Source organism: Terrabacter sp. R4-6, from assembly GCF_057529065.1.
Window position 1 is genome coordinate 3,028,180 of the sequence record NZ_CP197224.1, and the last position, 25,966, is coordinate 3,054,145.

At 69.1% G+C, this 25,966-nt stretch carries 18 protein-coding genes; 4 read left to right on the plus strand and 14 right to left on the minus strand.

The genetic code is table 11. The features are described from left to right. Positions 1-87: 87 nt before the first annotated feature. The 3 genes from ACSSS0_RS14215 to ACSSS0_RS14225 form a co-directional block, all read right to left on the minus strand. Positions 88-3,699: a S8 family serine peptidase gene (locus ACSSS0_RS14215; protein ID WP_487228490.1), complete on the minus strand. Its 3,612-nt coding sequence runs from the start codon at positions 3,697-3,699 to the stop codon at positions 88-90. Positions 3,700-3,968: 269 nt separating this feature from the next. After that, a complete protein-coding gene (locus ACSSS0_RS14220) occupies positions 3,969-4,520 on the minus strand; it encodes an FMN-binding protein (RefSeq protein WP_487228491.1) in 552 nt (183 codons plus the stop codon). After that, complete coding sequence (locus tag ACSSS0_RS14225) at positions 4,517-5,977, minus strand: ferredoxin reductase family protein (RefSeq protein WP_487228492.1); 1,461 nt, start codon at positions 5,975-5,977, stop codon at positions 4,517-4,519. Before ACSSS0_RS14225 ends, ACSSS0_RS14220 begins: the two co-directional genes overlap by 4 nt. A 61-nt stretch (positions 5,978-6,038) precedes the next feature. Between ACSSS0_RS14225 and ACSSS0_RS14230 the strand changes: the two genes are divergently transcribed. Further along, positions 6,039-6,710 carry a response regulator transcription factor gene (locus ACSSS0_RS14230; RefSeq protein WP_487228493.1) on the plus strand — a complete coding sequence of 224 codons (672 nt, stop codon included), beginning with the start codon at positions 6,039-6,041 and terminating at the stop codon, positions 6,708-6,710. A gap of 62 nt (positions 6,711-6,772) precedes the next feature. Further along, positions 6,773-7,957: a sensor histidine kinase gene (locus ACSSS0_RS14235; RefSeq protein ID WP_487228494.1), complete on the plus strand. Its 1,185-nt coding sequence runs from the start codon at positions 6,773-6,775 to the stop codon at positions 7,955-7,957. Positions 7,958-8,065: 108 nt separating this feature from the next. Here ACSSS0_RS14235 and ACSSS0_RS14240 read toward each other — a convergent pair whose 3' ends face one another. The 5 genes from ACSSS0_RS14240 to ACSSS0_RS14260 all read right to left on the minus strand — a co-directional run bounded on the left by ACSSS0_RS14240 (position 8,066) and on the right by ACSSS0_RS14260 (position 15,985). Continuing rightward, the gene (locus ACSSS0_RS14240) at positions 8,066-12,133 is read right to left on the minus strand and encodes an HYR domain-containing protein (protein ID WP_487228495.1); all 4,068 of its coding nucleotides are present in this window, start codon (positions 12,131-12,133) and stop codon (positions 8,066-8,068) included. Between the two features lie 225 nt (positions 12,134-12,358). Next, entirely contained in the window at positions 12,359-13,537 is a 1,179-nt protein-coding gene (locus ACSSS0_RS14245; RefSeq protein ID WP_487231210.1) for a glycosyltransferase 87 family protein, read from the minus strand. A gap of 139 nt (positions 13,538-13,676) precedes the next feature. Continuing rightward, the gene (locus ACSSS0_RS14250; RefSeq protein ID WP_487228496.1) at positions 13,677-14,504 is read right to left on the minus strand and encodes a serine hydrolase; all 828 of its coding nucleotides are present in this window, start codon (positions 14,502-14,504) and stop codon (positions 13,677-13,679) included. Between the two features lies 1 nt (position 14,505). Then, complete coding sequence (locus ACSSS0_RS14255; RefSeq protein WP_487228497.1) at positions 14,506-15,417, minus strand: alpha/beta fold hydrolase; 912 nt, start codon at positions 15,415-15,417, stop codon at positions 14,506-14,508. A gap of 22 nt (positions 15,418-15,439) precedes the next feature. After that, entirely contained in the window at positions 15,440-15,985 is a 546-nt protein-coding gene (locus tag ACSSS0_RS14260; protein ID WP_487228498.1) for a phage holin family protein, read from the minus strand. Between the two features lie 198 nt (positions 15,986-16,183). Between ACSSS0_RS14260 and ACSSS0_RS14265 the strand changes: the two genes are divergently transcribed. Further along, positions 16,184-17,092: a glycosyltransferase family 87 protein gene (locus ACSSS0_RS14265; RefSeq protein WP_487228499.1), complete on the plus strand. Its 909-nt coding sequence runs from the start codon at positions 16,184-16,186 to the stop codon at positions 17,090-17,092. On the opposite strand, the gene ACSSS0_RS14270 is transcribed toward ACSSS0_RS14265, so the two are convergent. Together ACSSS0_RS14270 and nhaA are read right to left on the minus strand one after the other, a co-directional pair. After that, on the minus strand, positions 17,015-18,226 hold the full coding sequence (locus ACSSS0_RS14270) for a hypothetical protein (protein WP_487228500.1): 1,212 nt from the start codon (positions 18,224-18,226) through the stop codon (positions 17,015-17,017). The two genes, ACSSS0_RS14265 and ACSSS0_RS14270, sit on opposite strands and share 78 nt — an antisense overlap. 166 nt (positions 18,227-18,392) lie before the next feature. After that, positions 18,393-19,748 carry a Na+/H+ antiporter NhaA gene (gene nhaA, locus ACSSS0_RS14275; RefSeq protein ID WP_487228501.1) on the minus strand — a complete coding sequence of 452 codons (1,356 nt, stop codon included), beginning with the start codon at positions 19,746-19,748 and terminating at the stop codon, positions 18,393-18,395. A 326-nt stretch (positions 19,749-20,074) separates the two neighbouring features. Here nhaA and ACSSS0_RS14280 point away from each other — a divergent pair, with 326 nt between their 5' ends. Continuing rightward, positions 20,075-20,317 carry a hypothetical protein gene (locus ACSSS0_RS14280; protein WP_487228502.1) on the plus strand — a complete coding sequence of 81 codons (243 nt, stop codon included), beginning with the start codon at positions 20,075-20,077 and terminating at the stop codon, positions 20,315-20,317. Positions 20,318-21,690: 1,373 nt separating this feature from the next. Here the strand turns inward: ACSSS0_RS14280 and ACSSS0_RS14285 are convergent. The 4 genes from ACSSS0_RS14285 to ACSSS0_RS14300 all read right to left on the minus strand — a co-directional run bounded on the left by ACSSS0_RS14285 (position 21,691) and on the right by ACSSS0_RS14300 (position 25,860). Next, the gene (locus tag ACSSS0_RS14285) at positions 21,691-22,707 is read right to left on the minus strand and encodes a GDP-mannose 4,6-dehydratase (RefSeq protein WP_487228503.1); all 1,017 of its coding nucleotides are present in this window, start codon (positions 22,705-22,707) and stop codon (positions 21,691-21,693) included. Beyond that, the gene (locus tag ACSSS0_RS14290) at positions 22,704-23,471 is read right to left on the minus strand and encodes a class I SAM-dependent methyltransferase (RefSeq protein WP_487228504.1); all 768 of its coding nucleotides are present in this window, start codon (positions 23,469-23,471) and stop codon (positions 22,704-22,706) included. The genes ACSSS0_RS14285 and ACSSS0_RS14290 overlap by 4 nt, the downstream gene beginning before the upstream one ends. Positions 23,472-23,557: 86 nt before the next feature. After that, a complete protein-coding gene (locus ACSSS0_RS14295) occupies positions 23,558-24,862 on the minus strand; it encodes a class I SAM-dependent methyltransferase (protein WP_487228505.1) in 1,305 nt (434 codons plus the stop codon). Next, positions 24,859-25,860: a glycosyltransferase family 2 protein gene (locus ACSSS0_RS14300; protein ID WP_487228506.1), complete on the minus strand. Its 1,002-nt coding sequence runs from the start codon at positions 25,858-25,860 to the stop codon at positions 24,859-24,861. Before ACSSS0_RS14300 ends, ACSSS0_RS14295 begins: the two co-directional genes overlap by 4 nt. Between the last annotated feature and the right edge of the window lie 106 nt (positions 25,861-25,966).

Genomic DNA, 25,966 nt, shown 5'->3' on the forward strand with positions numbered 1-25,966 from the left:
GCCCGAGCCCACCACGCACGCAGGGCCCCGTCCGGGTGGACGGGGCCCTGCGGCATACGTGCTCGGAGGTGGGCCGGCGCCCGCCCGTCAGCGGACGGTGACCCGACGCAGCGCGCTGCTCGAGCCGACGAAGGCGCTCGACCCGCGGTAGACCCACATGTAGTCGACCGACGCGCTGGGTGCGTGCGCGTAGGAGACCGTGCCCGTCGAGGTCGACGTGCGCGTCACCGTGAGGTTCCACGTCGTCGAACCGACCTTGCGCCAGTAGAGCTGGACCGGGACGCCGGCGATGGCGCCACCGGTGTCGCGTCGGGTCAGCTTGCTCGTCAGGGTGACCGAGCGTCCCTTCGTCAGCGAGGTCGTGCTGGAGCCGATGGTCTCCGCGGTGCCGACGAGCTTGCCCCAGGCGGACGGGCTGTACTTGCCCGACCGGTCCTTGGCCCAGATCTTGAAGCTGTAGGTCGTGCCCTGCGCGAGGGTGACCGTGGCGCTCGTCGCGGTGCCCGAGTAGACCCCCGTGCCGGCGGTGACGTTGGCCGGAGGCGTGGATCCCGTTGCCATCCGGACGATGTAGCGGTCGAGGTCGTTGACCGCCGGAGCCTTCCACGTCAGCGTCGCGGCGCGCAGTGCTCCGGTCGCCTTGAACGAGCCGACCGCTGCCGGGGCGAGGTCGACGGTGCGGAAGGTCGACGAGCTGACCTCGGCCATGGTCGCCCCGGACGAGTCCTTCACGCCCGAGACGAGCAGGCGGTAGGGCGCGTAGTCGTAGAGTGCGGCCGTAGGCCTGATCGTCGCGGTGCGCTTGGCGGCGTCGTAGGCCACGGTGGCCGGGACGACGCTGCCGGTGCGGCCGTTGACGACGCGCACGGTCGAGGTGGTCACCGTCGAGGCGTTGACGTCGCGGGCGAAGGTCACCGTCGGCGTCGTCGTGACCGGCAGACCGCTGCCGAAGTCGGCCGGCCAGGTGCTCCGGACGAGGTGCTGCGCTCCGGTCGGCGTGGGTGCGCCGGCGTTGGAGAGCAGGTCGAGACCGTTGTAGGACGCCGCGACGGCATCGATCCTGCCGTCACCCGTGAGGTCCCCGACGGCCAGACCGGTGAGGTCGTAGCTCGACGGGGAGTTGGCGAAGCTGCCGCTGGCCGCCAGGAGCGTGCCGTCGGCACGCTGCTCGACGACGCTGACGGTGGACCAGCCGCCGTGGGCCATGACGAAGTCGGTGCGGCCGTCGCCGGTGACGTCGGCGGCCTCGAGGGCCTCCGGGATGTCGGGGACGACCATGCTCGTCGGCGTCGCGGCGAGGGTGTGGTCGGCCGCCTGGTGCCAGACGAGCAGGCGGCTGGACGGGCGGTTGCCCCCGGTGGCGGCGACGAGGTCGGTGCGCCCGTCACCGTTGGCGTCGGCGACCGCGATGGCGTTGGTGCCCGAGTCCCCGGGCACCGTCTGCGACGTCGGGATCCAGCCGGCGGTCGTGTTGTGGAGGACCACCACGGTGTCGCCGCGGCTGCCGGCGACGTCGGGGCGACCGTCGCCGTCGAGGTCCCCGATGACGAGCTTCCTGGCACCGGCGGCGTCGACGACGGTGCGGACCCACGACCCGTCCGTCTGTGCCAGGAGGACGGCGATCTCGGTGTCTGTCGACTGGACGAGGTCGGTGCGACCGTCGCCGTCGAGGTCACCGGCCGCGACGAACGTCGTGCCCGTCGTGTCGGGGACGACCTGCGGCGTGGCCAGCACGTGGGTGTCGGTCTGGCGGAAGATCTGGATGCCGAGGTCGGTCGAGACGACGACGTCGCGGTTGGTGTCACCGTCGAGCTGCGTGGTCACGACGTTCCGGACGACGGAGGCGCCGGACGTCTCGTAGGCGACGGGGGCCAGGAGTCCGCCGGTCGACTGCTGGCGCAGGACGTGGAGCTGGCCCGTGCTGCTGCCCGGGACCACGCCGGCGACGACGTCGCCCCTGGAGTCGCCGGTGACGTCGCCGTAGGCGAGGGGTCCGTAGGCAGCCCCGGGCACGACCTGCGTCGCGGGGTTGAGGATGCCGGCGCCGCCGGGCTCGATGGACAGCGAGTAGTCGCGGTCGTCCCGGGCGCCGTTGAAGTTGCGGACGGTGACGTAGTGCGGGCCGCCGGTGAGGCGGACCGTCGCGGTCTCGGCCTCGCCCTCGGCCGTCTGGTCGACCTCGGCGACGAGCCTGAGGTTCTCGTCGTAGACCGCGAGGACCGGGTCGACGTTCTGGGCGGCGTTGCTGTCGAACCACGGCGGCGTCAGGGTGAAGGTCACCTGGCGCTGGCTCGGCACGTCGAAGCGCCACCAGTCGACGTCGCCCTCGGTGGACAGCGAGCCGTAGGTGAGCCCCGCGGACTCGCGGCCGAGGGCGCGGGAGGGGACGTCGTTGGGCTCGTTGACGCCGTTGGACGGCTGGGCGACGTCGGCCGCCCAGCCGCCGCCGAGGGCGTTGGTCGCGTCGACGATGCCGGCGCCGTAGTAGGGGTCGATGCCGCGCGGGCCCGCGTCGCGAGCGGTCGTGCGCAGCCGGGCCGCGATCTGCGCCGGGGTCATCGACGGGGTCTGGCTGCGCAGCAGCACGGCGATGCCCGCCACGATGGGTGCGGAGAACGACGTGCCGTCGCCGAAGTAGTAGTCGCTGTTGCGCTCGGTCGAGAGGATGCCCCAGCCGGGAGCCGCGACGTCGACCCACGAGCCGTGGGTGCTGAAGTAGGTGAGCGTGCCGGCGTCGTCCGTCGCGGCGACGGCGATGGCCTCGGCGTAGGCCGCGGGGTACTCCGGACGGTCGCCGCCGGAGTTGCCCGCCGCGACGATGACGACGGCGCCCTTGCCGACGGCGTACTTCACGGCGTCGTGCAGTGCGGGACTGTCGTCGGGACCGCCGAGCGACATGTTGATGATCCGGGCGCCGTGGTCGGCCGCCCACCTGATGCCCTGGACGATGTCGGAGTCGGTGCCCTTGCCCTGCGAGTTGAGCACCTTGACCGGCATGACCTTCGCGTTCCACGCGACGCCGGCGATGCCCTCGGCGTTGTTGGTCTCGGCGGCGATGATGCCCGCGACCATCGAGCCGTGTCCCCTGTCGTCGCTCGCCGCCCCGGCCGCGATGCCGACGTCGGTGATCGCGTTGAAGCCGGCGACGGTGCGACCGGTGAGGTCGGGGTGCTTGCCGTTGACGCCGGTGTCGAGGACTGCGACGACCTGCGAGAGCGAGCCCTTCGAGCGGTCCCACGCGGTGGGCATCCGCACCGTCTTGAGGTACTCCTGCTCGCGCGTCGTGGCGTAGAAGTAGTCGTTGGGGGTGGCGCTGGCCTCGCGGACGTAGTCGAGCGTGACCTCGGCGACCGACGGGTCGGCGCTGAGGCGGCTGGCGAGCTCGTCGGCGCGGCCGGTCGTCGTGACCTTGACGAAGTCCGTGCCGGCGAGCGCCTGCGCGCCCCGGCCGCCGCGGCTCTGCACGGCCGTGTCACGGGTGGCCAGGCCGGCTGACTTCTTGAACTTGACGAGCACCGTGTGCGGGTCGTGCTCCGTCGCGTTCTTGGCGTTGCGCGCGGGGTGAGGCAGGTGCTTGGCCGCGACCTTCTTCGCCGACGGGGTGGGTGCCGCCGAAGCGGTGGTGGACGTGGTGAGGACCGTGACGGGCGCGATGAGCGCAAGCGTCAGGACCGCGGCGAAAGGCCGGCGACCGAGCATGGAGGAGCCCCTGTGAGAAGTGAAGATGCGAGCGCATCATGGCAGAGCACGTGGTCCCGGATGTCAGGAACGACCTGACTTCTGCACGGATGTGCACCCACGGCGGAGCGTACGTGGCCCCGAGCACCCGGGCACACGGCATACGCCATCGGGCGGAGGGCGTATGCCGGGTGCTGGGCTCGGGGGGAGAGGTGCGGCCCGCCGACCACAGGGGAAGATCGGCGGGCCGCGTCGCGGGCACCCTGTCGGGTGCGGTTCGTGGGGGCTCGTCAGCCCAGGTGGGCGGCGTCGATCGCCGACTGGAGGCTCTGCTGGTAGGCCTCGCTCGTGTAGGTGGCGCCGCTGACGACGTCGATCTGGGCCGACTGCGCGGCCAGGGCCTCCTGCCTCAGCGTCGGGGCGGCGCCGGCGCTGATGGACACCGACGTGCGGGAGCTGTCGGTGAGCTGGAGGGCGTGGACGTTGGTGATCCTCGTGCCCGTGAAGCTGACGCGCACCTGGACGGAGCCGTACTGCGTCCCGACGACGGCGCCGTCGACGGTGCCGGAGCGGGGTGCGGCGGCGGCTGCCTTGGGGGCCGCGCCCGACGTCTTCGAGCCGCTCGACGTCTTCGAGCTGCCCGACGCCCTGGTGGCGCCGGAGGTCTTCGCGCTGCCGGAGGGCCTCGGCGGTGCGGCGGCGACGGGCGTGCCGGCCTTGGCCGACGAGAGGATGTGGACGCCCGTGACGGCGGCGTGCTTCGGCGCGAGCCCGGTGGCCCAGGACGCGCTCAGCGTGACGATGCCGGCCAGGCCGACGAGGGCGGTCGTTGCCTTCCTCACCAGGAGAACCTTTCGTCGTGGATGTGGGCCTTGGGGATGCCGCCCTCGAGGAGGCTGCGGTGGACGAGGTTCATCCAGCCGCCGGGGCCGCACAGGTAGGCCTCGTGGCGGCGCAGGTCGGGGACGAGCTCGGCGAGCCGCTCGGCGTCGGGGACCGGCCGGCCGCCGGAGTGGTCGGGTGGCAGCCACGAGCCGTTCACCGGGGGGCCGACGAGGAGGAGCAGCTGGTGGCCGCCGACGGCGGTGAGGTGCTCGAGCTCGTGGCGCAGGGCGAGCTGTGACTCGTCGTTGGCGCGGTAGACGACGGTGACGTCGCCGGGCCCGGCGTGGCCGTGGCGCACGAGCTCCTCGAGGATCGAGCGGACAGGCGTGACGCCGATGCCGGCGGCGAGGAGCAGGACGCGACGGCGCACGCGCCGGCGGGCGGTGAAGGCGCCGTACGGGCCCTCGAAGAGGACGCGCGTGCCGGGTCGCAGGTGGGCCAGGCGGCTCGAGTGGTCGCCGAGCTCGCGCACCGTGATGCGGAGGTGGCGGCCGTCGGGGGCGCTCGAGATCGACCACGGGTGGGCGGTCCTGAGCAGGCGGGGGCTGACGAAGCGCCAGTTGAGGTACTGGCCGGCGCGGACCGGGAGCGTGTCGAGGTGGCGTCCCTTCATCCACACCGACCACACGCCGGCTGCCTCCTCGACGACGTCGGTGACGCGCAGCTGGTGACGCAGGCTGCGGGCGACGGGGACGAGCAGGCGCCACCAGAGGACGCTGGCCGCGACGAGGACGAAGAGGGTCCACCAGTAGGTGCGCACCCACGGCGAGGCGGTGAAGTCCGAGCCGATCGACAGCTCGTGCGGCACGGCGAGGACGACGGCGGCATACGACGTCAGGTGCACGACGTGCCACCACTCGTAGGAGAGGCGACGGCGCGCGATGCTGACCGACGTCACGGCGATGACGACGAGCAGGGCGGTCGCGAGGAAGGCGAAGAGGAGGTCGCTGCCGCCGGTGAGCAGCCGGAACGACTCGACGACCGGCGCGAACGGGCCGTGCAGGTCGTCGCGCGCGGCGTGGCCGACGACGATGGCGCCGACGTGGACGAGCACGAGCGGGACGGTGACGCGGCCGAGGACGCGGTGCGCCTTGAGCGCCCGGTCCATCCCGTAGACGCGGTCGATCCACGGCACGCGGGCGGCGAGGAGCAGCTGGATGAGGAGCAGGTCCATCGCGACGAGGCCGGTGAGGCGCCCGACGGCGATGAGGGTGGTGCTGCCCGGGCCGGCGACGAGGTCGTGGCTGCCCCTGCCGAGGAGGAACTGCGCCACGACGGCGAGCAGGCTCGCGATGGCGAGAGTCTCGAGGAGGTCGCCCGTGCGGGCCTGCCAGCGGCGGAAGTCCGTGCCGGCACGCAGGGCGCGACGGACCCGGCTCGGGGTCCCGCGGTGTGGTGCGATGGTGGTGCTCACGTAGACGATGGTGGTCACGTGATCTCAGAAAGTTATGAGACGGGAAGGGGAGGGTCGGTCCATGACCACGTCGCCGATCCGCCCACGACTGCTGCTCGTCGAGGACGACCCCGACCTCTCGCAGATGCTCACCGAGCTGCTCGGCGAGGAGGGGTATGCCGTCACGGCCGTTCGTGACGGACAGGCGGGCCTCCACCGTGGCCTCGTCGACGACTGGGACGTGCTCGTCGTCGACCGTGGGCTGCCGGGCATCGAGGGGGTCGACCTCGTGACGCGGCTGCGCTCGCGGGGGCTGACGGCGCCCGTCCTCTTCCTCACCGCGCGGGGCACGGTCGCCGACCGCGTCGAGGGTCTCGACGCCGGCGCGCAGGACTACGTCGTCAAGCCCTTCGACGTCGACGAGGTGCTCGCGCGGCTGCGCGCCCTGCTGCGCCCGATGGGTGGGGCGGCGGGCGAGCTGACCGTCGGGGCCCGGCGGCTCGTGGTCGGCGAGCAGCGTCTCGTCGGCGGTGACGGCGAGGTCATGCTGTCGGGGCGCGAGGCCCGACTGCTCGAGACGCTGGCGCGGCGGCCCACGCGGGTCTTCACCCGCGACGAGCTGCTCGTCGCGGCCTTCGACAACGCCGACACCCTCGGGGCCGTCGACACCTACGTCTACTACCTGCGCCGCAAGCTCGGGAAGTCCGTCATCGAGACCGTGCACGGCGTCGGCTACCGGCTCGGGGCGTCCTGATGGGCCGGCGCTCGAAAGGGTCTGTGGGGGAAAGCGATCCGCTGCGGCGGGCTTCGCGCTCGGTGGCGCTGCGCGTCGGCGCGACGACCGCGCTCGTGGTGCTGCTCGCCATCATCGGCACGGCCCTGCTCTTCGACCGGCAGCAGCTCGCCGAGATCCGCGGGCGCACCGAGACGGCCGCCCGGACGGCCGACGACGTCGTCGACGCCCCGCCGGGCACGTGGCTCGTCAAGCTGACCGAGTCGGGGCAGGAGGCGACGCGGTCGATGCCTGCGGAGCTGGCCGCTGCGGCCTCGGCCGTCGGGTCGGACGTGTCGGGTGCGACGAGCCTCACCGCCGACGGGCGGTCGTGGCCCGCGTGGGTCGACCAGCGCGAGGGCGGGCGCTACGTCGCGGTCTACGACATCCGCCTGCACACCGGCGAGGAGCAGCGGCTGCTCGTGTCGACCGCTGCGGCCGGGGTGTTCGGGGTGCTCTTGGCTGCGCTGACCGGTCTGTTGGCGGGCCGGCGCGCGGTGCGGCCGCTCGGCGAGGCGATGGAGCTGCAGCGCCAGTTCGTCGCCGACGCGTCGCACGAGCTGCGCACGCCTCTGGCCGTCATCAGCACGCGGGCGCAGATGCTGCGTCGACACGTCGCCGCGGATGTGGCTGCGGCAGAGGGTGACCCGGCGTCGGCGCGCCGGCTGGCCGAGGTCGACCAGCTCGTCCACGACACCCAGGCCATGGCCGACGTCGTGTCCGACCTGCTGCTCTCGGCGCAGCTCGAGCACGTCGACGAGGTGGCCGAGCGGGTCGACCTGGGCGCGCTCGCATCGGAGGTCGTCACCTCGCTGCTGCCGTATGCCGCGGACCACGGGGTGACGCTCGTCGACGAGGCGTCCGGGGTCGGCGACGGCGTCGTAGAGGGAGTGCGGCCGAGTCTCCGCCGCTCGGTGCTGGCGCTCGTCGACAACGCGATCGCCCACTCAGAGAGGGGGACCCAGGTCGAGGTGCGGTCGGGCGTCGTGGACGGTCAGGTGCGCGTCGACGTCGTCGACCACGGTGACGGTGTCGACGCCGCCGACGTCGAGAACCTGTCGCGCCGCTTCTCCCGCGGCAACGGCGTGTCGGGCGGCCGACGCGTCGGTCTCGGCCTCGCCCTCGTCACCCAGATCGTCCGCTCCCACGGCGGCCGGCTCGAAGTCGCCGAGACGCCCGGTGGGGGAGCGACCTTCAGCCTGCTCATCCCCTCCGCGGCCGACGACTGAGCGCCTGCTGCGGACGCAGAACGGGCGCACCACGTCATCGTGGTGCGCCCGTCCGCCGGATAGGGCCTCGTGGCCAGACCCGTGCCGAGGTCTCGGCAGTGGTGGTTCTTACTTCCTGCTGGTGATGTTCACCGTGTGGCTCACGCCGTCACCGAGGTCGATGCGCAGCTGGTAGGTACCTTCGGTGAACCCCTTGGTGCTGAGGTTGAAGATGTACTGGTTGCCTGACGTGTCGTAGCGGAACTGGTTGCCGGTGTCAGCCCCGGAGGTCGAGGTAGCCTCGACCTCGGTGCCGGGCAGGTTGTTGCTGACCTTGGCGTAGTAGATCTTCGCGACCAGGTTGTTGATGCCGGCGGCGGAGCCCGTGAGCTGGAACTTGACCGGGATCGTGCTGCCGATCTTGTAGACCGAGCTGCCGTTCGCGTTCAACGGGGCCAGGACGCCGGTCCACGGCGCCGAGACGTTCACGGTGAACGTCTGAGCCGGGCTGGTGTTGCCGGCTGCGTCCGTCGCGGTGCAGGAGACCGTGGTGGTGCCGAGCGCGAAGGTGCTCCCTGACTTCGGAGTGCAGACAGCCGCCACCGTCCCCGAGACCGCGTCGGCCGCGGTCGGGCTGTACGTCGCCACTGCACCTGCGGCCGAGGACGCGGTCAGGACGATGTTAGGCAGCGACGGCAGTGTGGGTGCTGTCTTGTCCTGAACCGTGACCGTGAACTGCGCCGTGGCGTTGTTTCCAGCCTTGTCAGAGCTGTTGCAGCTGACCACCGTGTCACCCAGCGCGAACGTGGACCCGGAAGTCGGGGTGCACGTCACGTCCCGAATGCCGTCGACGGCGTCGATGGCGGTGGCGGTGTAGTCCACCTTGGCGCCGTTCGGCCCCGTTGCCTCGACCGTAGTGCTTGCCGGAACAGACAGCTTCGGCGCGGTGGTGTCCTGGACGGTGACCGTGAACGAGCCGCTGGTCGGGTTGCCGACGTTGTCGGCAGTCGCGCAGCTGACCGTGGTGGTGCCGAGCGGGAAGGTGGCTCCCGACGCCGGGTCACACGTCACGGTCGTGGGGCCGTCGACCAGGTCCGTCGCCGTGGCGGTGAACGTCGCCTTGGCGCCGGCGCTGCTGGTCGCCTCGATCGTCTGGTTCACCGGGAGCTTCAGCGCGGGGGCGGTGGTGTCCTTGACCGTCACCGTGAAGTTGGCTCCGCCCTTGTTCCCATGGGCGTCGGTCGACGTGCAGTGCACGGTGGTGGTCCCGACAGGGAAGGTCGAGTCGGACTCGCGGTCACAGCTGACCGCGACGGTGCCGTCGACGAGGTCGGTGGCGGTCGCCGAGTACGTCACTGCGGCGCCGGTGGGACCGGTGGCCTCCGCCTGCTGGTCGGTGACGGTCACCGCAGGCGGTGTGTTGTCGTGCACGGTGACCTTCAGGGCGCCCTCGGCGGTGTTGCCGCGGGTGTCGGAGGACGAGCAGCTGACGGTCGTGACGGCGATGGGGAACGTCCCGCCCGACGCGGGCGAGCAGTCAACCGCTCGCGGGCCGTCGACGATGTCCACAGCTCCCGCTTCATAGTTCACGACGGCTCCCTGAGGACCGGTCGCCTCCGCGTCAGCATCCTTGAGGGTGAGCTTGGGAGCCGTGTGGTCACCGACAGTCACCGTGAACGAGCCGTCGGATGTGTTGCCGGCCCCGTCCTTGGCTGCACACTTCACGGTCGTCGTGCCGATCGGGAAGGTCGCCCCTGTGTTTTGCTCACAGGCGACGGGGACGTCGCCGGACACCACGTCGTGAGCGGTCGGGCTGAACGTGGCCGGGGCCCCGTCCGGGCCTGTCGCCTCGATCGTCTGGTTGGCCAGCGACAGCACCGGGCCGATGGTGTCCTGGACGGTCACCGTGGCCGTGGCTTTCGCCGGGTTGCCGTGAGCGTCCGTCGCAGTGCAGCTGACAGTCGTGCTGCCCAGGGGGAAGGTGGACTTCGAGTCGGGCGTGCATGTGACCGGAACGGTGCCGTCGACGAGATCCGTGGCACTGGCGGAGTAGGCCACGATGGCGCCGTCTGGGCCGGTTGCCTCTGCAGTGGCGTCGGTGGTGGTGATCTCAGGCGGGGTGCTGTCGGTCACGGTGATGGTCATCTGGACGTGGCTGAAGTTGTCGTGCGAGTCCTTCGCCGAGCAGGTGACGGTGGTGTCGCCGAGTGGATACACCTCACCCGAGGCGCTGTTGCACGTGACGGTCACTGCACCGTCAACGAGGTCGGAGGCTGTCGGAGCGAAAGAGACCTTCGCGCCGCCGGGACCCGTGGCCTCCTTGGTCACGCTGGGTGCGCTGATGCTGGGTGGCGTGGTGTCGAGAACCCTCACAGCGAGGGTCGATTCGCCCTTGTTGCCGGCCTTGTCGAAGGCGGTGCAGGTCACCGTGGTGAGGCCGACGGCAAAGGTGGATCCCGACGCCGGCACGCAGACGACGTCGTCGGTTCCGTCCACCACATCCGTCGCGCTTGGGTCGGGGCTGAAGGTCACCTTCGCGCCGTTGGGACCGGTGGCTTCCTGCGACTGGTCGGTGAGCTGCAGCGTCGGTGCGGTGCTGTCCTGGACAGTGACGTTGAAGGAGCCGCTCGCCTTGTTCCCGGCGTTGTCAGTGGCGGTGCAGGCGACCATGGTGGTGCCGAGCGCGAAGGTCGCGCCGGAGCTCTTGCTGCAGGTCGTGGCGACCGCGCCGTCGACGAGGTCCGTCGCGGAGGCTGCGAAGTTGACGGCGGCGCCGTCGCCCGAGGTGGCCTCGACCGTCTGGTCGGGGAGCGTGAACGTCGGTGCGGTGCTGTCCTTGACGGTCACGGTGAGCTTGCCCATGGCCGTGTTGCCGCGGGTGTCGCTTGCGGAGCAGTTGACGGTGGTGGTGCCAAGGGCGAACTGAGTGCTCGAGCCGGGGGTGCAGTCGATCGGTCGCGTCCCGTCGACGGCGTCGGTCGCGCCGGCTTGGTAGGAGGCGGTCGCACCGTCGGGTCCGGTGGCTTCGACCGTGGTGCTCGTGAGGTTGAGCGTGGGTGCGGTGGTGTCGCCCACCGTGACGGCGAAGGTGCCGCTCGCGGTGTTGCCGGCCTTGTCGGCCGAGCTGCAGGTGACCGTGGTGGTGCCGAGCGCGAACGTCGAGCCGGACGCGTGGTCACAGGTCACGGCGCGAGCGCCGTCGACCAGGTCGGTAGCGGTGGCCGTGTACATGACGGCGGTGCCTGCGCCTGAGGTGGCCTCGGCCACCGTGGTGGTCGGCAGGGTCAGTGCGGGAGCCGTCGTGTCCTTCACCGTGATCTTCAGGGTGCCGTTGGTCGTGTTGTTGTGGCTGTCCTTTGCGGAGCAGGTGACCGTGCTGGTCCCCAACGCGAATGTGCTGCCTGACGCGGGAGCGCAGCTCACCGAGACGGGGCCGTCGACGGTGTCGGTTGCGGTTGCGGAGTAGCCGACCTGCGCGCCTGAGCCGCTGGTCGCCTCTGCGGAGGTGTCAGACAGCGTCAGCGCCGGGCCGGTAGTGTCCCGAACCACCACGGTGAAGGCGCCGGTGGCGGTGTTGCCTGCGCTGTCCTTCGAGGAGCAGTTCACGGTCGTGGCGCCGAGGGGGAAGGTGGTGCCGGAGGCCGGGCCGCAGGTTACGGTGGTCGCCGCATTGTCCTGTACGTCGAACGCCGTCGCGGTGAAGTTGGCAACTGCGCCCGCGCTGCTCGTTGCCTCGGCAGTGAGGTTGCCTGGAAGCGTCAGGACGGGTGGCGTGGTGTTCACGGCGTTGACGTGCAGCGTGAAACTCGCACCGGACGTGTCGACGTCGGGCGCGGAGGTCGTCACCGTAACGGGGTAGTTGCCGGCCTTGTTGACGCCGAGAGAGACGTTCTTCGTCGTGGTGCAGTCGACGAAGCTGAGTATTGACGGTGACACGGTCGCGACTGTTCCGACAGGCACGGTCACCGCCACAGTCACCGTGACCGGCGCGTTACCTCTCGCATTGCATCCATTTGAGGTCGAGTCCTTGGCCGCGTTCAGCGTGTAACCAACCGTCGTGGAACTGCCTACGGTGGTGGTGTCGTTTCCGCCAACTGTCACATTGGTGGTAATCGTGTCGGCATGGGCGATCGATGCCGACGCAGCGAGCACGGTGACGGCTGTCGCGAGGGCCGCAAGAATCCGGCGTACGGGCATTGGAATGGGTTCCTCCCCTGTCAGACGTCGACACCTTCGCCCCCGCGATTCGACGTGCGGCACAAACTAGAACGGCAAAGCCCCAGCCGTCTTCGGAATCCGCACAGTTGGGTTCGATTGGCACGTAAAGGATTCCGTAATGCCCTATTTGTGCCCAATGTCCCCGAATTCCACAGCTCATGGCAGTCGTCGCCAAACTGTCGAGCGGCAGGGAGTCGGTAGGCCTCAGGCCGAAGCAGGCTCGCTGGCCGACTCCGCAGGGTCTGCCGGTGGCCAGATCGGGGATGGGGCTTCGACGAGCCCGCGACGGGTGGCCTCGGAGACGAGGAGGGCCAGACCCGCCGCGACATAAACGACAGAGAGCAGAGACTTCCACCAAGGAAAGGTCAGCTCTGCGAAGGCGACCTCGGTGTAGAGCATCCAGATGAGCGGGAACCAGAAAGCGAAGAGGACGAGTGTCGCCTTGATGTACTCGCGTCGAGCAACAAGAACCGCCAGAACCACGACGACCCACACCCAGTGGTGAGTCCACGACACCGGGGAAGCCAAAAGGCCCCCTATAGCGATCCAGGCGATGGCCGCGACCTGAGCGGTTGGGCCGCCCAAGGCAAGGCTTCGACGGGCAGCGAGGGCTCCGAGGGTAAGGCCCACGCATGCGAGGAACGCTTGCACGATGAGTGGCACATCCGGACGGCCGAGGAGCCGCAGCAATGCTGCCAGTAGCGACTGGTTATCGGTGCCAACGACCGCGTCGGCGCCGAACCGCCCCAGTCCGAGGAACCCGCCGCCCCAGAAGGCCGCGGTGCTGGACGGCGCCGCGAGCATTCCGAGGACAACTGACGCGACGAAACCGATCCCGGCTCGTCCCGCGGAGCGCCAGTCTCTCTGCAAGAGGAAATAGATGACGAATACGGCGGGTGTCAGCTTGATCCCGGCGGCGACGCCCACGAGGAAGCCGCGATATCGCCGCGGCATGACCAGGAGGTCGATGACGACAAGCGCCATGAGGATGAGGTTGATCTGACCGAGGAGCAGGTTGCGGAGGACTGGCTCCAGCGCTGCGGTCGCGAGAACCAGCCATGCGATGACCCAAGGCTTCAGGTGGAGACGCCGTCCGAGCACGAGGACGGTGGTCAGGAGGCCGATGACGGACAGTGCCGTCAGACTCCACCGGGCGACCTCCACGGGCAGGAGTGCCAGTGGCACGAAGATCGCGGCCGCGAACGGCGAGTAGGTGAAGCGGAGGTCAACGGAGGTGGCGTCGGCATAGAGGTCGCTGCCATCGAGCAGTGTGCGAGCCCCCATGACGTAGACATCGCTGTCCACCCAGATGCCGCTGGTGACGCCTCGCCACTGCAGCCAGGCCAGCAGGGCTGTCGCGACAAGCGCGACCGGTGGCGACACCGTGGCCAAGGGGCGTGTTGTTGGCGTAGTCATGACTTCCCGAGGTCAGCGACGAGGGCGGCGCGGGCTGAGGGATGCGCCTCGGTCATTGTCCGCGAGACCAGTCGAGAAGTCCGCGATTCGTGCGAATTCGGTCGCGCTACAGCTGGGCGAGGACCTGTTCGCCGATGTGGCGCATCCCGCGCAGGACCGCCCAGACCGTGAGGTGGTCCAGCGTCGTGCCTGGGGTGGGGTCCCAGTTGGCGACGGCGGCCCAGGTGATCGTCCGATCGCCTGAGGTGACCGCGCCGACGTCGGCTCGTACCCCGGAGTCCGTCCCGGTCTTGTTCCAGAACGTCGTGGGCAGGTCCAGCGACGAGTGGTGGGCGATCGGGTCGAGTCCGCCCTGCTCGACGAGCGCGGAACCCACCATCGACTGGTCGACGTTGGCCGAGAGCCACTGCCGCACGAGGCGGTCCGCGTCGGGACCCGCCGCCGTGCCGGAGGCGAGGCGCGCCATGAGCTGGCTCAGCTCGGCCGCGCTGCCGGTCGACAACGTGGCGGGGTGGTCGGCGCCACGGACGTCCCGGACGCGGTCGTGCAGGGCGGTTGCACGCAGGCCGAGGGACGTGGCGCGGGCAGCGACCTCGGCGAGCCCGACCCGCCGGAGCAGGACGTTGGTCGCGAGGTTGTCGGAGACGGCGCCGACCAGAGCCGCGACGTCGATGAGGGGGAGGGTCTCGACCGACAGTGTGTGCCAGAGACCGGAGTCGCCGACCCAGAGGTCGACGGAGCGGGTCAGCGGCTCGTCGGGTGAGAGGTCGCCGGCGGCGATGAGTCGAGCCGTCTCGACGAGGAGCAGCACCTTGCCGACGGAGGCCGTGCGCAACGGCACGTCGGCAGCCGAAGCCGCCAACGGCATACCAACGCCGTCGCGAATACACACCGACCACGTGACGCCGCCAGCGTCGGGAAGGTCGAGCTCCATGTCAGGCAAGGGATCCGAGCCACGTGACGAGGGCGGCGTTGACCTGGTCGGGCGCTTCCTCGGTGAGGAAGTGGCCCGCGCCGGGGACCTTGACGTGGCGGTAGTCGCCGGGCACGAAGGCGCCCGACCCGTGGGTGGCGGCGGCGATGACGCAGCCGTCGTCGCTGCCCTGGAGCTGGAGCACCGGGACGCGGATCGCGTGACGGATGCGGCGCATGAAGATCGGGCCGTCCGGCCGCACCGCCGACCGGCCGAGCCAGCGGTAGTGCTCAGCGGCGGAGTGGGCCACGAAGGGGATCATCATCGCGTCGCCGTAGCGGCAGACGTCCTCGGGCGTCGGGAAGCTGCCGAAGGGTGAGGACCACGAGCGGAGGAGGTCCTCGACGTAGTCGTGCGACTTCGCCATCTCGCGCTCGGGCGCGAAGGGCTTCTGGAGGCCGGCGATCCACGACGACGCGCGACGCTGCTTGGCGTTGGACCACATCGCGTGGCGCAGGATCCGCGGGTGTGGCATCGACAGGGACGCGATGGCGCGGGTGACGTCGGGTCGCAGGATGGGCATGCACCAGGCGATCCAGCCGCCGAGGCCCTGGCCCATGACGACGGCGTCCTTCTCCCCGAGGGCACGGATGACGCTCGCGGCGTCGAGGGTCGCCATGTAGGTGTCATAGCCGCGCGGGGGCTTGTCGGACCCGCCGTAGCCGCGGAGGTCCATGGCAGCGACCCGGAAGCCGGCGTCGGCCAGCGCGACCATCTGGTGGCGCCACGCGTACCAGAACTGTGGGAAGCCGTGCAGCATGAGGACGAGCGGCCCGTCGCCCAGCTCCGCGACGTGGAAGCGGGCGCCGTTGGCGGAGACGTAGCGGTGCTCCCACGGACCGTCGATGTTGACGAAGGCAGCGTCGACGGACATGGGTGCGGTAGGGCGTCTCTGGTCAGGCGTCGCGGGACGGGTCGGGCGTGCCAGACGTGCTCCCGTTGCTCGACACCGAGGTCGCGGGCGCGACGGGTGCGTCGGCAGGCACCGCCGGCAGGTTCGGGCGGTCCCACTCGGGACGCGGAGCCGGAACGGTCGTGCCCGGGTGCTCGACGGCCGACTTGATCGCGTCGACCGTCTCCTGCGCCTCGGCGATCGTCTTCGCCGGGGTGGGGTCGACGGTCTTCATCTTCTTCACGCCGAGCAGGCCGAGGACGGCCGCGACGAGCAGCATGAAGACGGTCACGATGAGGAAGCTGGCCCAGCGCGGCAGACCCAGCGCCTGGATGCCCTCGGCGATCGTCGTGAAGAGGAAGTAGACGGAGTAGAAGACGATGACGGCCGCTCCGGCGAGCAGGCCACCGCCCACACCCGCCTTCTTGACCTGCACCGAGACCTCAGCCTTGGCCAGGGCGATCTCGCTGCGGACTAGCGTCGAGATGTCCTGTGTCGCGGACGCGACCAGCTGGCCGAGTGTCCGCTCCTGCCGGGGATCCGTGCTCATCGGCTCACTTCCTCGGTGATCGTCGGTGACTGCGCGGTCGCGCCTACCAGATGCAACCCTACTGCGCAGTCCCTACCCGAACGTGCACCGCAGGCGACACGACAGATTGTGCACCGCCTCGACGGCTGTGCAGATATCGTCCAAGCGTTGTGTTGAGTTGACCGTCGACGTCGGTCAGGACGAACGGGGGAAGGCCTGATGGCGCACTTCCCCGCGGAGCTTCGCCGACCGTCCACCGCCGTCTGGCTGGCCCTGCTGCCCGGCGCAGTGCTCTTCGTCGTGATGCAGGTACGGGGCTACTCGTCGACAGGAACCTTGGGTCTTGACTCGCACGCCTACTGGCTCGCGGCCACCGACCCCGCGAGCTGGTACACGCGCCCGGTCGGCTACCGGGACGCCTATCTCTACTCTCCCGTGCTGGCGCAGGTGCTGAGTCCCTTCGCGCACGTCCCGTGGCCCGTCTTTCAGGCTTTGTGGGCCGCGGCTGGCGTGGCTGGGCTGGTGTGGCTTCTCGTCCCTCTCGGTGCGCTGAAGGGCGTGGTCGTCGGTCTATTCCTGTTGCCGGATGTGCTCATTGGGAACGTCTACGTGATGTTGGCGGTCGTCCTCGTACTCATGCTCGGGGGATGGCCGGGTGTCATTGCCTTCCCGTTCGTCACCAAGATCTCTCCCGGTGTCGTGCTCCTGTGGTTCGTCGTGCGGCGAGAGTGGCGTGCATGTCTGTGGGCCGTGGGATCCACCGTCGCGGTCGTCGCCGTGTCGTACGCCGCGGCCCGGGACGCGTGGGTGCGTTGGCTCGACTTCCTCAGGGACTCTGCCGGAGCGCGGGGGACGGGCACTCCTCTTCGGGTCATCGCGGGCGCGCTGGTGACGGCATTCGCCGCGCGCCGTTCCAAGGCGTGGCTGCTGGCGCCCGCGGTGCTGATCGCGTCACCGAACCTCGAGGGATACGCCGTGTTCGCCGTCCTGGCGGCAATACCGCGACTGCGGAGCTGGCAGAAGGCGCACGATCTCGCGGGTCCTGCCCGACTACGGGCTCCACGGGACGAGCGCAGGTCCAGGGTCGAGGATGTAGACGTAGCGGATCCAAAACCATTGGCCCCCTAGACCCGCGGCCATGATCAGACTGAAGGCCACCGCCCCAACTCCGCGGTGGGTCCACGTGAGCGTCCACATCGGAACGGCCACGAGCAGCGGGGCGGCCAGCAGGAGATACCGCAGGAAGCCAGGCGTCACGGGCGTGACGAGCAGCACGAACCCGATGTAGGCCACCCCCCAGACCTGGAGTTCAACCGGCAATCCGATGCGTCTGGCGGCCGCGACCGGAACGGCGAGTCCGCCCACGACCACGAGAATCAGCACCAGCACACCGACAGGCCCCGCCTCGTCGTTTGCACGCGCAAACCATCCGAAGTCGAAAGAGCTGATCAGCGACGCGGTTCTGGACACGCCTGACGGCGATCCGCCCGCCGGGCCGCTGCTGCCTGACGCACCAAACAGCACTGCTGCGATGTTGTTCCACATGAATGGTGAGGCCACGGCGGCCACGGTGCAGAGCGCCAGCATGGCGTGGTCGCTCCATCCGAGGACCCCCGGTCGTCTTCCGCGCACCCACCAGTGGATGACGAACACCGCAGCAAGCGGCGCGGCGACAGGGCGAGTAAAGGCGAGCAGCACCACCGCGACCAGGACCAGCCAATAGCGATGCGCGATGGTGGCGCGGAGCGCGACGAGGAGGAACACCAGAGCGGCCGGCTCGCTGTAGGCAATGCCGAAGAGCGGCGCCGACATGAAAACACTGAGGCTGAGCGCCCCGACAACGGCCAGGGTGGGCGTAACGGCTCGGTTCAGCAGCTGGTAGAGCAGCAGGGTCGCCAGCGCGCCCAGGACAAGGTTCACCAGAACGGCTGCCACCGGGAACCCGAGTCCTGTCAGGCTCATGACACTGCGGACGAGCATCGGAAAGAGCGGCGGGAAAGCCCAGGTCCAGCGGTCGTTGGCGGACCGCGCCTCGGCGGCACTCGGATAGCCGTCTGTCGAGATGCGCTCGTACCACTGCCCGTCCCAGTTGGCGAGCACGCCTCCAAGACCGGGGGCGGCCGGAGTGGGCGTGTTCACGTAGTAGGTGGCCGGCGTGCCAGAGGGATCCTTCGGCCCGGTGGCCGCCTGCGAGCTCGCGCCAACCCACAGTTCTGCCATGTTGAAGGCACGGAGGCAGAGGTAGCCGAGCGCAAGCAGCACGAGGGGTGCCCAACGTCGCCGTGCAGGCGTGGCGGCATCTGCGGAGCGCTGCAGCGTTCTCGTACCCCCTGGCATCTGGGCAAGATATCGGCCAGCGGGTGGCGTGTGGCGCACTTCGAGCAGATCGTCGGTGGGCGGCGCATCCCCGGCAGCGCGGAGAGCGATGTCAGTTCGCCTGGTAGAGGTCCGGAACGCCGTCATGGTCATCGTCTGCCGTCTCCCGCGCCTCGACCGCTCGGTAGTGGCGGTTGCGCGCTCGTAGCACGACGCTCGAGAGCAGTGCGGCGATGAGACTGCCGCAGAGCACCGCGAGCTTGACGTGGTCGTCTCGCTCGGACCCGTTGCCGAAGGCGAGCTCGCCGACGAGCAGGCTCACCGTGAAGCCGACACCGGCGAGCAGGGAGAGTCCCAGGACATCAGTCCAGGCCAGATCTTCGTCCAGCTCGGCGCGGGTGAAGCGGGCGACCGCCCACGTGCCACCGAGGATGCCGACGGCCTTGCCGACGACGAGTCCGACGACGACGCCGATCGCGGCGGGGTCGCGCAGGGCAGCGCCGAAGCCGCCGCCGACGACCGTGACACCGGCGGCGAAGAACGCGAAGACCGGCACCGCGAAGCCGGCGGAGAAGGGCCTGATCTTGTGCTCGATGCGCTCGGCCAGCGAGTGCCGGTCCGGGTCGTCCTCGACCTCGCGGTTGACGGGGACGAGCAGGCCGAGCAGCACACCCGCGACCGTCGCGTGCACGCCGCTCGAGTGGACGAAGACCCAGGCGAGCAGGGCTGGGACGGCGAGGATGAACGGGTTGGTGATCTTCCGCTTGAGCAGCAGGCGCCACGCGGCGAGGGGGACCACGGCCGCGAGCAGCCAAAGGAGGCTGACCGTGTCCGTGTAGAAGACGGCGATGATCGTGATCGCGATGAGGTCGTCGACGACGGCGAGGGTCAGCAGGAACGAACGCAGCGCGCTCGGCAGGTGCGTGCCGATGACGGCCAGCACCGCCAGGGCGAAGGCGATGTCGGTGGCCGTCGGGATGGCCCAGCCACGGAGTATGCCGCTGAGCTCGCTCGCGCTCTCGCCTCGGCTCATCAGCGTCGCCGTGACGACGAACAGGATCGCGGGCAGCGCGACGCCGCAGACCGCCGCCGCGATGGGCAGCGCCGCCTTGCGTCGGTCGGAGAGGTCACCCGCGACGAACTCGCGCTTGAGCTCGATGCCGGCGACGAGGAAGAAGACGGCGAGCAGCCCGTCGGCCGCCCACGTCCCGAGCGACAGGTCGAGGTGCAAGGCGTGCGGGCCGATGACGGTGTCGCGCAGGGCCGCATAGCCGTCGCGCCAGGGGGAGTTGGCCCAGACGAGTGCGGCGACGGCGGCGGCGAGGAGGATCGCCCCGCCGACCGTCTCGGCCCGAAGCGCGTCGGCCACGAAGCGAGCCTCGCGCCAGCTGCCGCGGCCGAGGAGCCGGTTGCCGGCGCTGTCTCGGGCCGCTGTCGGCGGGGTCGCGTTGGGGTGCGGGTCGCTCACCTTGGGGGTCCCTTCAGGGGATGGGTCATGGGCCGCCGACCAGTCTTCCCGGCACACCATGGCCACTCGCATCGTCGCCGTGAGCCGCCTTGATTCTAGCGAGAGGGCGGCCCCAGCCTCCGAGGCGTCCCGGGAGCCGGACCGGGCGCGGGCCGTGTGTGGGGCTCGAAGAGCGCCGTCGGGGCGATGTAACGGGCCGGAACACCTTGCGCCTCGGTCAAATCGGACTAATTAGACATCAGTGGATTCCGGCCGGTTGGCAGCCGTAGATTGTGGCTCGGGAGGGGGGCTCCCACATGGGTGCGTGATCTTTGGGGGTTTTGACCATGAACGACAAGCCAGCAGGTTGGTACTACGTCGGCGACGGCACGCTGCGCTACCGCGACGACTACGGGTGGACCGAGTACTACATGGACACCAAGGACCCGCGCGCGCAGGACTGGCCGCCGCCGCCGCCCAAGACGATGCTCCAGCAGCTGCGTGAGGAAGAGGCCGCTCGATCTATGGCTGCCGCCCACCGTGGCTCCCGTGTATCCACGCTGTTCGGACGGCGCCGAGCGCGCCACTAGGGCCTAGCCGCCACGCCCAGATCTTGCCTTCGCGGCTGCGTTCGAGCCACCTGAGCGCCAAACCGCGACAACCTGCGCCGGCAGAGCCGTGTGTCACTAGCCTGACCGCATGGCCTTCGATGAACGCGCGCCTCGCTCGTGAGCCGTCCCTTTCCTGCGGGGCCGGCGATTGCTGGTGCGCGGTGGCGTCCTCAGGCCCAAAGGCAGGGGGGAGCGCTCGGCGTGACCGTGGCACTGGCGGTGGTAGCGACGTCAGGGGCGGCTCTGCTGGCAGTTGGACCGCGATTGCTCGGGGAGGCCGTCTTCGGCGGGCTTGCGCTGCAATGGACGATCTCGACCATCTTCGGACTCGGGGTTGCGGCCCCTACAGAGCAACTGGTGAACCGGAGGTTGAACGTCGAGCCGGGCTGGTCAACTGCTGCGGCTACTCGCCGTCTCTGGTTCGCGGCCATCACCGGGTGTGTCCTTGTTGCCCTGATGCTCGGCTGGTCTGACGCGCAGCAGCGATTTCCGTGGCTGGTCCCCGGTGCCTGTCTTGCGGTGCTCGGGTGGTCTCTTTGCGCCCTGAGTCGAGGGCGCCTACTCGGTGCTGGTGACATGCGCGCCTACGGCCAGTCACAAGCAGTCGAGGGGCTGTGTCGCATCTTGCTTCTCGCCGCCGCTGTGGTGGGAGGGGAGTCGCCGTGGGTCCCGGCCGCGCTCGCCGCTGCTGTGGGTGTGCCCCTTTTCGCGGGCGGGTTGTGGGCGCTTGTCCATCAGCATCGAGCAGTCCAACTAGCGCCGGCACGCGTGGAGGATGGCGAGCATACGGCCTTCGTGATGTACGCCCTGGGGTACCAGGCGTGTGTCAACGCCTTACCTCTCGTGCTCGAGTGGCGGGCGGGTGAGATGACCGGCGCGTTCGTCGTTGCGAACAGCTACTTCCGGGCGGCCTTGATCGTGGTGGGAGGCGTGCTCGTCCATGCGCTCACGAACTTGAGCCTGATCTGGGGACGAGGGGACCGAAAGGGATTCGACAGTGCCCTGCGCCGGGTCACCGTCCGCTCGGTGGTCTTGGCCGCGTGCGCCTCCTTGGCCGCTTTGGCAGCGGCGCCCTTCCTTCTCCCACTGCTATATGGAGGTCCCTTGGGGCTCGAGACTCGGACGGGCCTGGCATTGGCGAGCTCCACGGTGCTCGCCGTAGCGGCTGCCGCGCAAGCGACCGGGCTCCTTGCCGCAGGAAGGCCGTGGCATGCGGTGGTGGCTTGGGCGGCGGGTGCAGTAGCCATGCTTGCCGCAGCACTGTTCCTGCCGGTCGACGTTGGAGCGTTGTTCTGGGCGCCCATAGTTGCCTCTGTCGTGCCACTTGTTGGAGCAGTGTGGTCTCGGAGGGACTAATTCAACGAGTCTGCATCAGACCCATCCGCTACGGACAGACGTCGAAGGTCGGCATCCACCATCAGGTCGACCAGGTCCTCGAAGGACGTGCTCGGCGACCATCTCAGGTCCTGTCGCGCTCGGCTAGAGTCTCCGACCAGATCGGCTACTGATCCAGATGATGGTCTGAGCAGCGCGTCGTCGTGCCGGACGTGTTCACGCCACTCGAGCCCCACGCGTGAGAAGGCCCGTTCCGCGAACTCCTGGACCGTGTGGGTGTGTCCCGTCGCAACGACGTAGTCCTGAGCAACGTCCGCTTGGAGCATCCGCCAGGCCGCGTCGACGTAGTCGGCGGCGTATCCCCAGTCTCGGCGGGCGTCCAACGATCCCAAGGTCAGGACGTCTTGCCTCCCCAAGCTGATGAGGACCGCCCCGTGAGTGATCTTCCGCGTCACGAAATGAAGCGGTCGCCTGGGGGACTCGTGGTTGAAGAAGATCCCGGAGGAGGCGCGCAGCCCGTAGCGGTCACGGTAGGCATGCAGGAGGTGGTTCCCGAACGCCTTCGCAGCGCCGTAAGGCTCGAGCGGCGCGATGGGTGTCGACTCGTCTTGGGGTGCATAGGTCGGCCTGCCAAACACCCAAGCCGACGACGCTTGAAAGTAGCCTGCCGACGGCACGTGACGTATTACCTCTTCGAGCAGGCGGGCAAGGGCCACAGTGCCGAGCTCGGTGGTTCGTGCAGGTTCGGTCCAGGCGTCCGGGCCAAAGGACACGGAAGCGAAGTTGTAGATCTCGTCGGGTTGGTGGCTTTGGAGTGCCCGAGCAAGCGCAGGCGTGTCCATGAGGTCGGCACGCAGCACTCGCATGCGGTCGAGGACCGACGACAGGTTGGTCAGGGCGGGATCGCTCGAGGGCCGCGTGACCCCTAGAACCTCATATCCCTTGGCGACGAGGAGCTCGCACATGTACGAGCCGTCCTGCCCTGCGCAGCCGATGACGAGCGCTCGGCGGCCTGCTGCCTCGCCGAGGCTCACGCGTGGGTCCCGGAAGTCTTCTCGAGCTGCACGTAGACGACACCGTGGTCTGCCCCCTCCAGAACGTCGGGAGACTCGGAGCCGACGAAGTTCCGCGGGCACACCCAGCGGAGGAGCGGCCCGTACGCGTAGGACCAAGGTGCCCGCGCGTAGAAAGTTGTCTCGATACCAGGGCGCCGTTGCACCGCGTACTCACGGAGCCTCTCGGTCCACGGACGCAGGCCGAGCAGCTCGTCAAGTTCTGCGACGCCGTAGTCCTTCTTGAAGAAGACCCGCCCCTCGTGCTGGCTGCTGGCCTCTCCGTAGATCAGGTCGTCGACGTGGACGACCTTCGGCTCGGTGGCTACGTCCGTCGTCAGATGAAGGACTCCTCCGGGTCGGAGTACGCGCCACATCTCTGCCAGTGCGATGGCGTCCTTCTCGTCTCCGACATGTTCGAGCACCGAGACGCAGACGACGTAGTCGAAGGACTCATCGGCGTAGGACAGAGCTGTGGCGTCCTCCACTTCGAGACGCACCGCCGGGTCCAGCCTGCGCCAGCCGTCGATCTCACGACTGAACAGGTCGGTACCCACCCATGTCCCCCGACCTTCGTGCTGAAGGAGTGACGTGAGCAGCTTGGGGCTGGACACGTCCAGGCAGCTGCCGTCGAAATGCTGTTCGGCCACTCGACCGAGCTCGAAGTAGCGCCATGGATCCAGTGGGACGAGAAATCGCACCCATCCGATGCGGCCTGCCTTCCAGCCCGACTTCGCGTCGCGCACCACCCAACGAGCCCCGACTCGGTAGCTGTGCCTCCACAGCCGACGCCAGCCGTCGCCGAGCGTCAGCCTCCGGCCAGCGCTGGAGGTCACGACCCGGCGCTCGAGCCGTCAACCAGCCTCACGTGCGGCAGCGGGATGATGAACTGACCACCACGGGCGAAGAACTCCGTCTCGCGTTCGACCATCTCGTCCAAGAAGTGCCAGGGGAGGACCAAGTAGTAGTCAGGGTGCGCGGCGCGGGAGTCAGCCTCCGACGCGATCGGGATGCCGGTGCCGATCGTTTCCGACGACCACTTGTCTGGGTTGCGGTCGGCCGCCATCGGGATGAGGTCGGCATCGATGCCGCAGTACTGCAGCGTGGTGTTGCCCTTCGTGGACGCGCCGTAGATGTGGACTAGCTTCCCCTCGTCGCGCAACTGATGAAGCAGGGCACTGAGCTGGCCGCGCACACGCTCCGACTGTTCTTTGAATGCGAGGTAGGGCTTGGCCGTAGAGAGTCCCAAGCGCTGCTCCTCCTCACGCATCTGCGCCATACGCTCCAGTTGGTCTGGCGCCACAGTGTGCTTTCCACGATGCCCGGCGAAGATGCGAATGCTGCCGCCGTTCACGTCGTTCAGCTCGACGCGGACGGCCTCAAGGTCAGCGCTCGCCAAAACCCTCTCGATGACAGCTAACGAGTAGTACTCGAGGTGCTCGTGGCAGACGGTGTCAAAGCTGTTCATTGCCAGCATGGTCGGCATGTAGGAGAACTCCGTCACCCAGACGCCGTCGCTGGCGAGACATGCTGCGATGTCTTTGGCGAAGGCGCAGGGGGACTCAAGGTCGTAGAACATCGCAATGCTCGTGATGACCTTTGCTCGGCGCTCGCCAACCCGAGCCTCGAAGGCGTCCCGGGTGAACAGGTCGTTGACGACGCTGTAGCCCTTCTCGACGGCATACCGCGTGACGTCGGATGGATCGATCCCGAGGAACTCGACGCCCTCGGGAGTCAGCGCCTGGTAGCCATCGAGAAGCGTGCCGTCGTTGCAGCCGATGTCGAGGACCAGGTCGCCCGAGCGCAGGCCGCCGACGATCTCTGCAGCCTGCTGGGCGATCTGGTGCAGATTGTCGGTCATCGTTCGATTGATGCCGCTCCTGTACCAGTAGGAGTCATACAGAAGGTGGCTGCTCACAGAGTGTCTGAGCTGAACCAGGCCGCACGCTTCGGCATCGCGGTCGGCTGCGCAGCGTACAAGCTCAAGAGGATAGCGACGTGGTGATGCTGAGCCTCGAGGCGGGAACACACCGGCAATGGCTTGCTCGCCGAAGTCCATCACGGACTCGAGCGCGGTCGATCCGCACACGCGGCACGCCGTGCGCTCAACGATGTCGTGGCTGGGTGCAGGCGTCATTGGTGGTTCTTCCCTCGAGTTGGTCTTGGGGCTGTCAGTTCACGATGCTGGTCAAGCGTGTGGTGGTGCTTCTGGTAGTCCAGCCTGTGGAAGTCCAAGTAGCCACGGGCGGCTGCCACGTAGGTGGTCGGCTTAAGCCTCGCACCTTGGCCCCCGAGCATGAGAGAGCACAGGGCGAGACGGTTGCGCCCGAGCTGCCGCAACCGAGATGCCCCCGGCATGCCGCGGTCGGCCCACCAGGACCAGACCCGGAGCTGGTTGTACGTGTACTGCCAGCGCATCTGCCAAAGGTGTTCACGTCCGCCGCGCCGGGTCATGCTCGACGTCGAGTCGACAAGCGTGACAAGCCGCTCGCCCAGCAGCTCTACCCCGCCGCCGGCGGCGGCCAGTTCGGACAGGAAGCCGACATCGTTGCCGTAGGGAAACCGGTTGTAGTCAAGACCACGGGGGTTCTCGATCTCGATGTGGCGCTCGAACACCTCGCGAGCCGTGTTCGTCTCATACACGGCGCATATCTGTGTCAGCGGGAGCCGGCGCATGAAGATCGCCTCGGAGAAGTCCGTAGCCGATACGACGCCGCGCTCGTCCGAGTAGTAGGGGGTCGTGGCCTGACGAGTCTCCACCTGACCCGAGCACGAGACGATCTTTCGTCCGGCAGCAGCCGCGCGATCCGCACCGGCCATCATCTTTTCGCTGTAGTCCGGGGCCAGGACGTCGTCGGCCCACACGAACGCGCACCAGTCTCCGTCGATGGCGTGCAGCGGAACTCGCCACGCCCGGACCGGTCCCGAGTTCGATTCCGAGGTCATCAGGCGCGTTTCGACATCGTGGGGCGCCTCGGCGAGGACTGCCTTCACGATCTCACGTGTGTCGTCCCCGCTTGCCTCGTCGTAGACCAAGACCTGGAGCGGCCGGTGGCGCTGCGCGACTACGGCACGCAGCGTGCGCTCGATCGTCTCCCCACTGTTGAAGGTGGGCACCATCAGGGACAGTTTCACGCGGGCCATGCTAGGGCCGGCCTGTCGTGCCAGCGGCCAAACCGGGAGCATTCACGCGGCCTTTCCCGTTGCAGCGGCCGAGGACTGTTTCCGCCGAGCGAGTGGG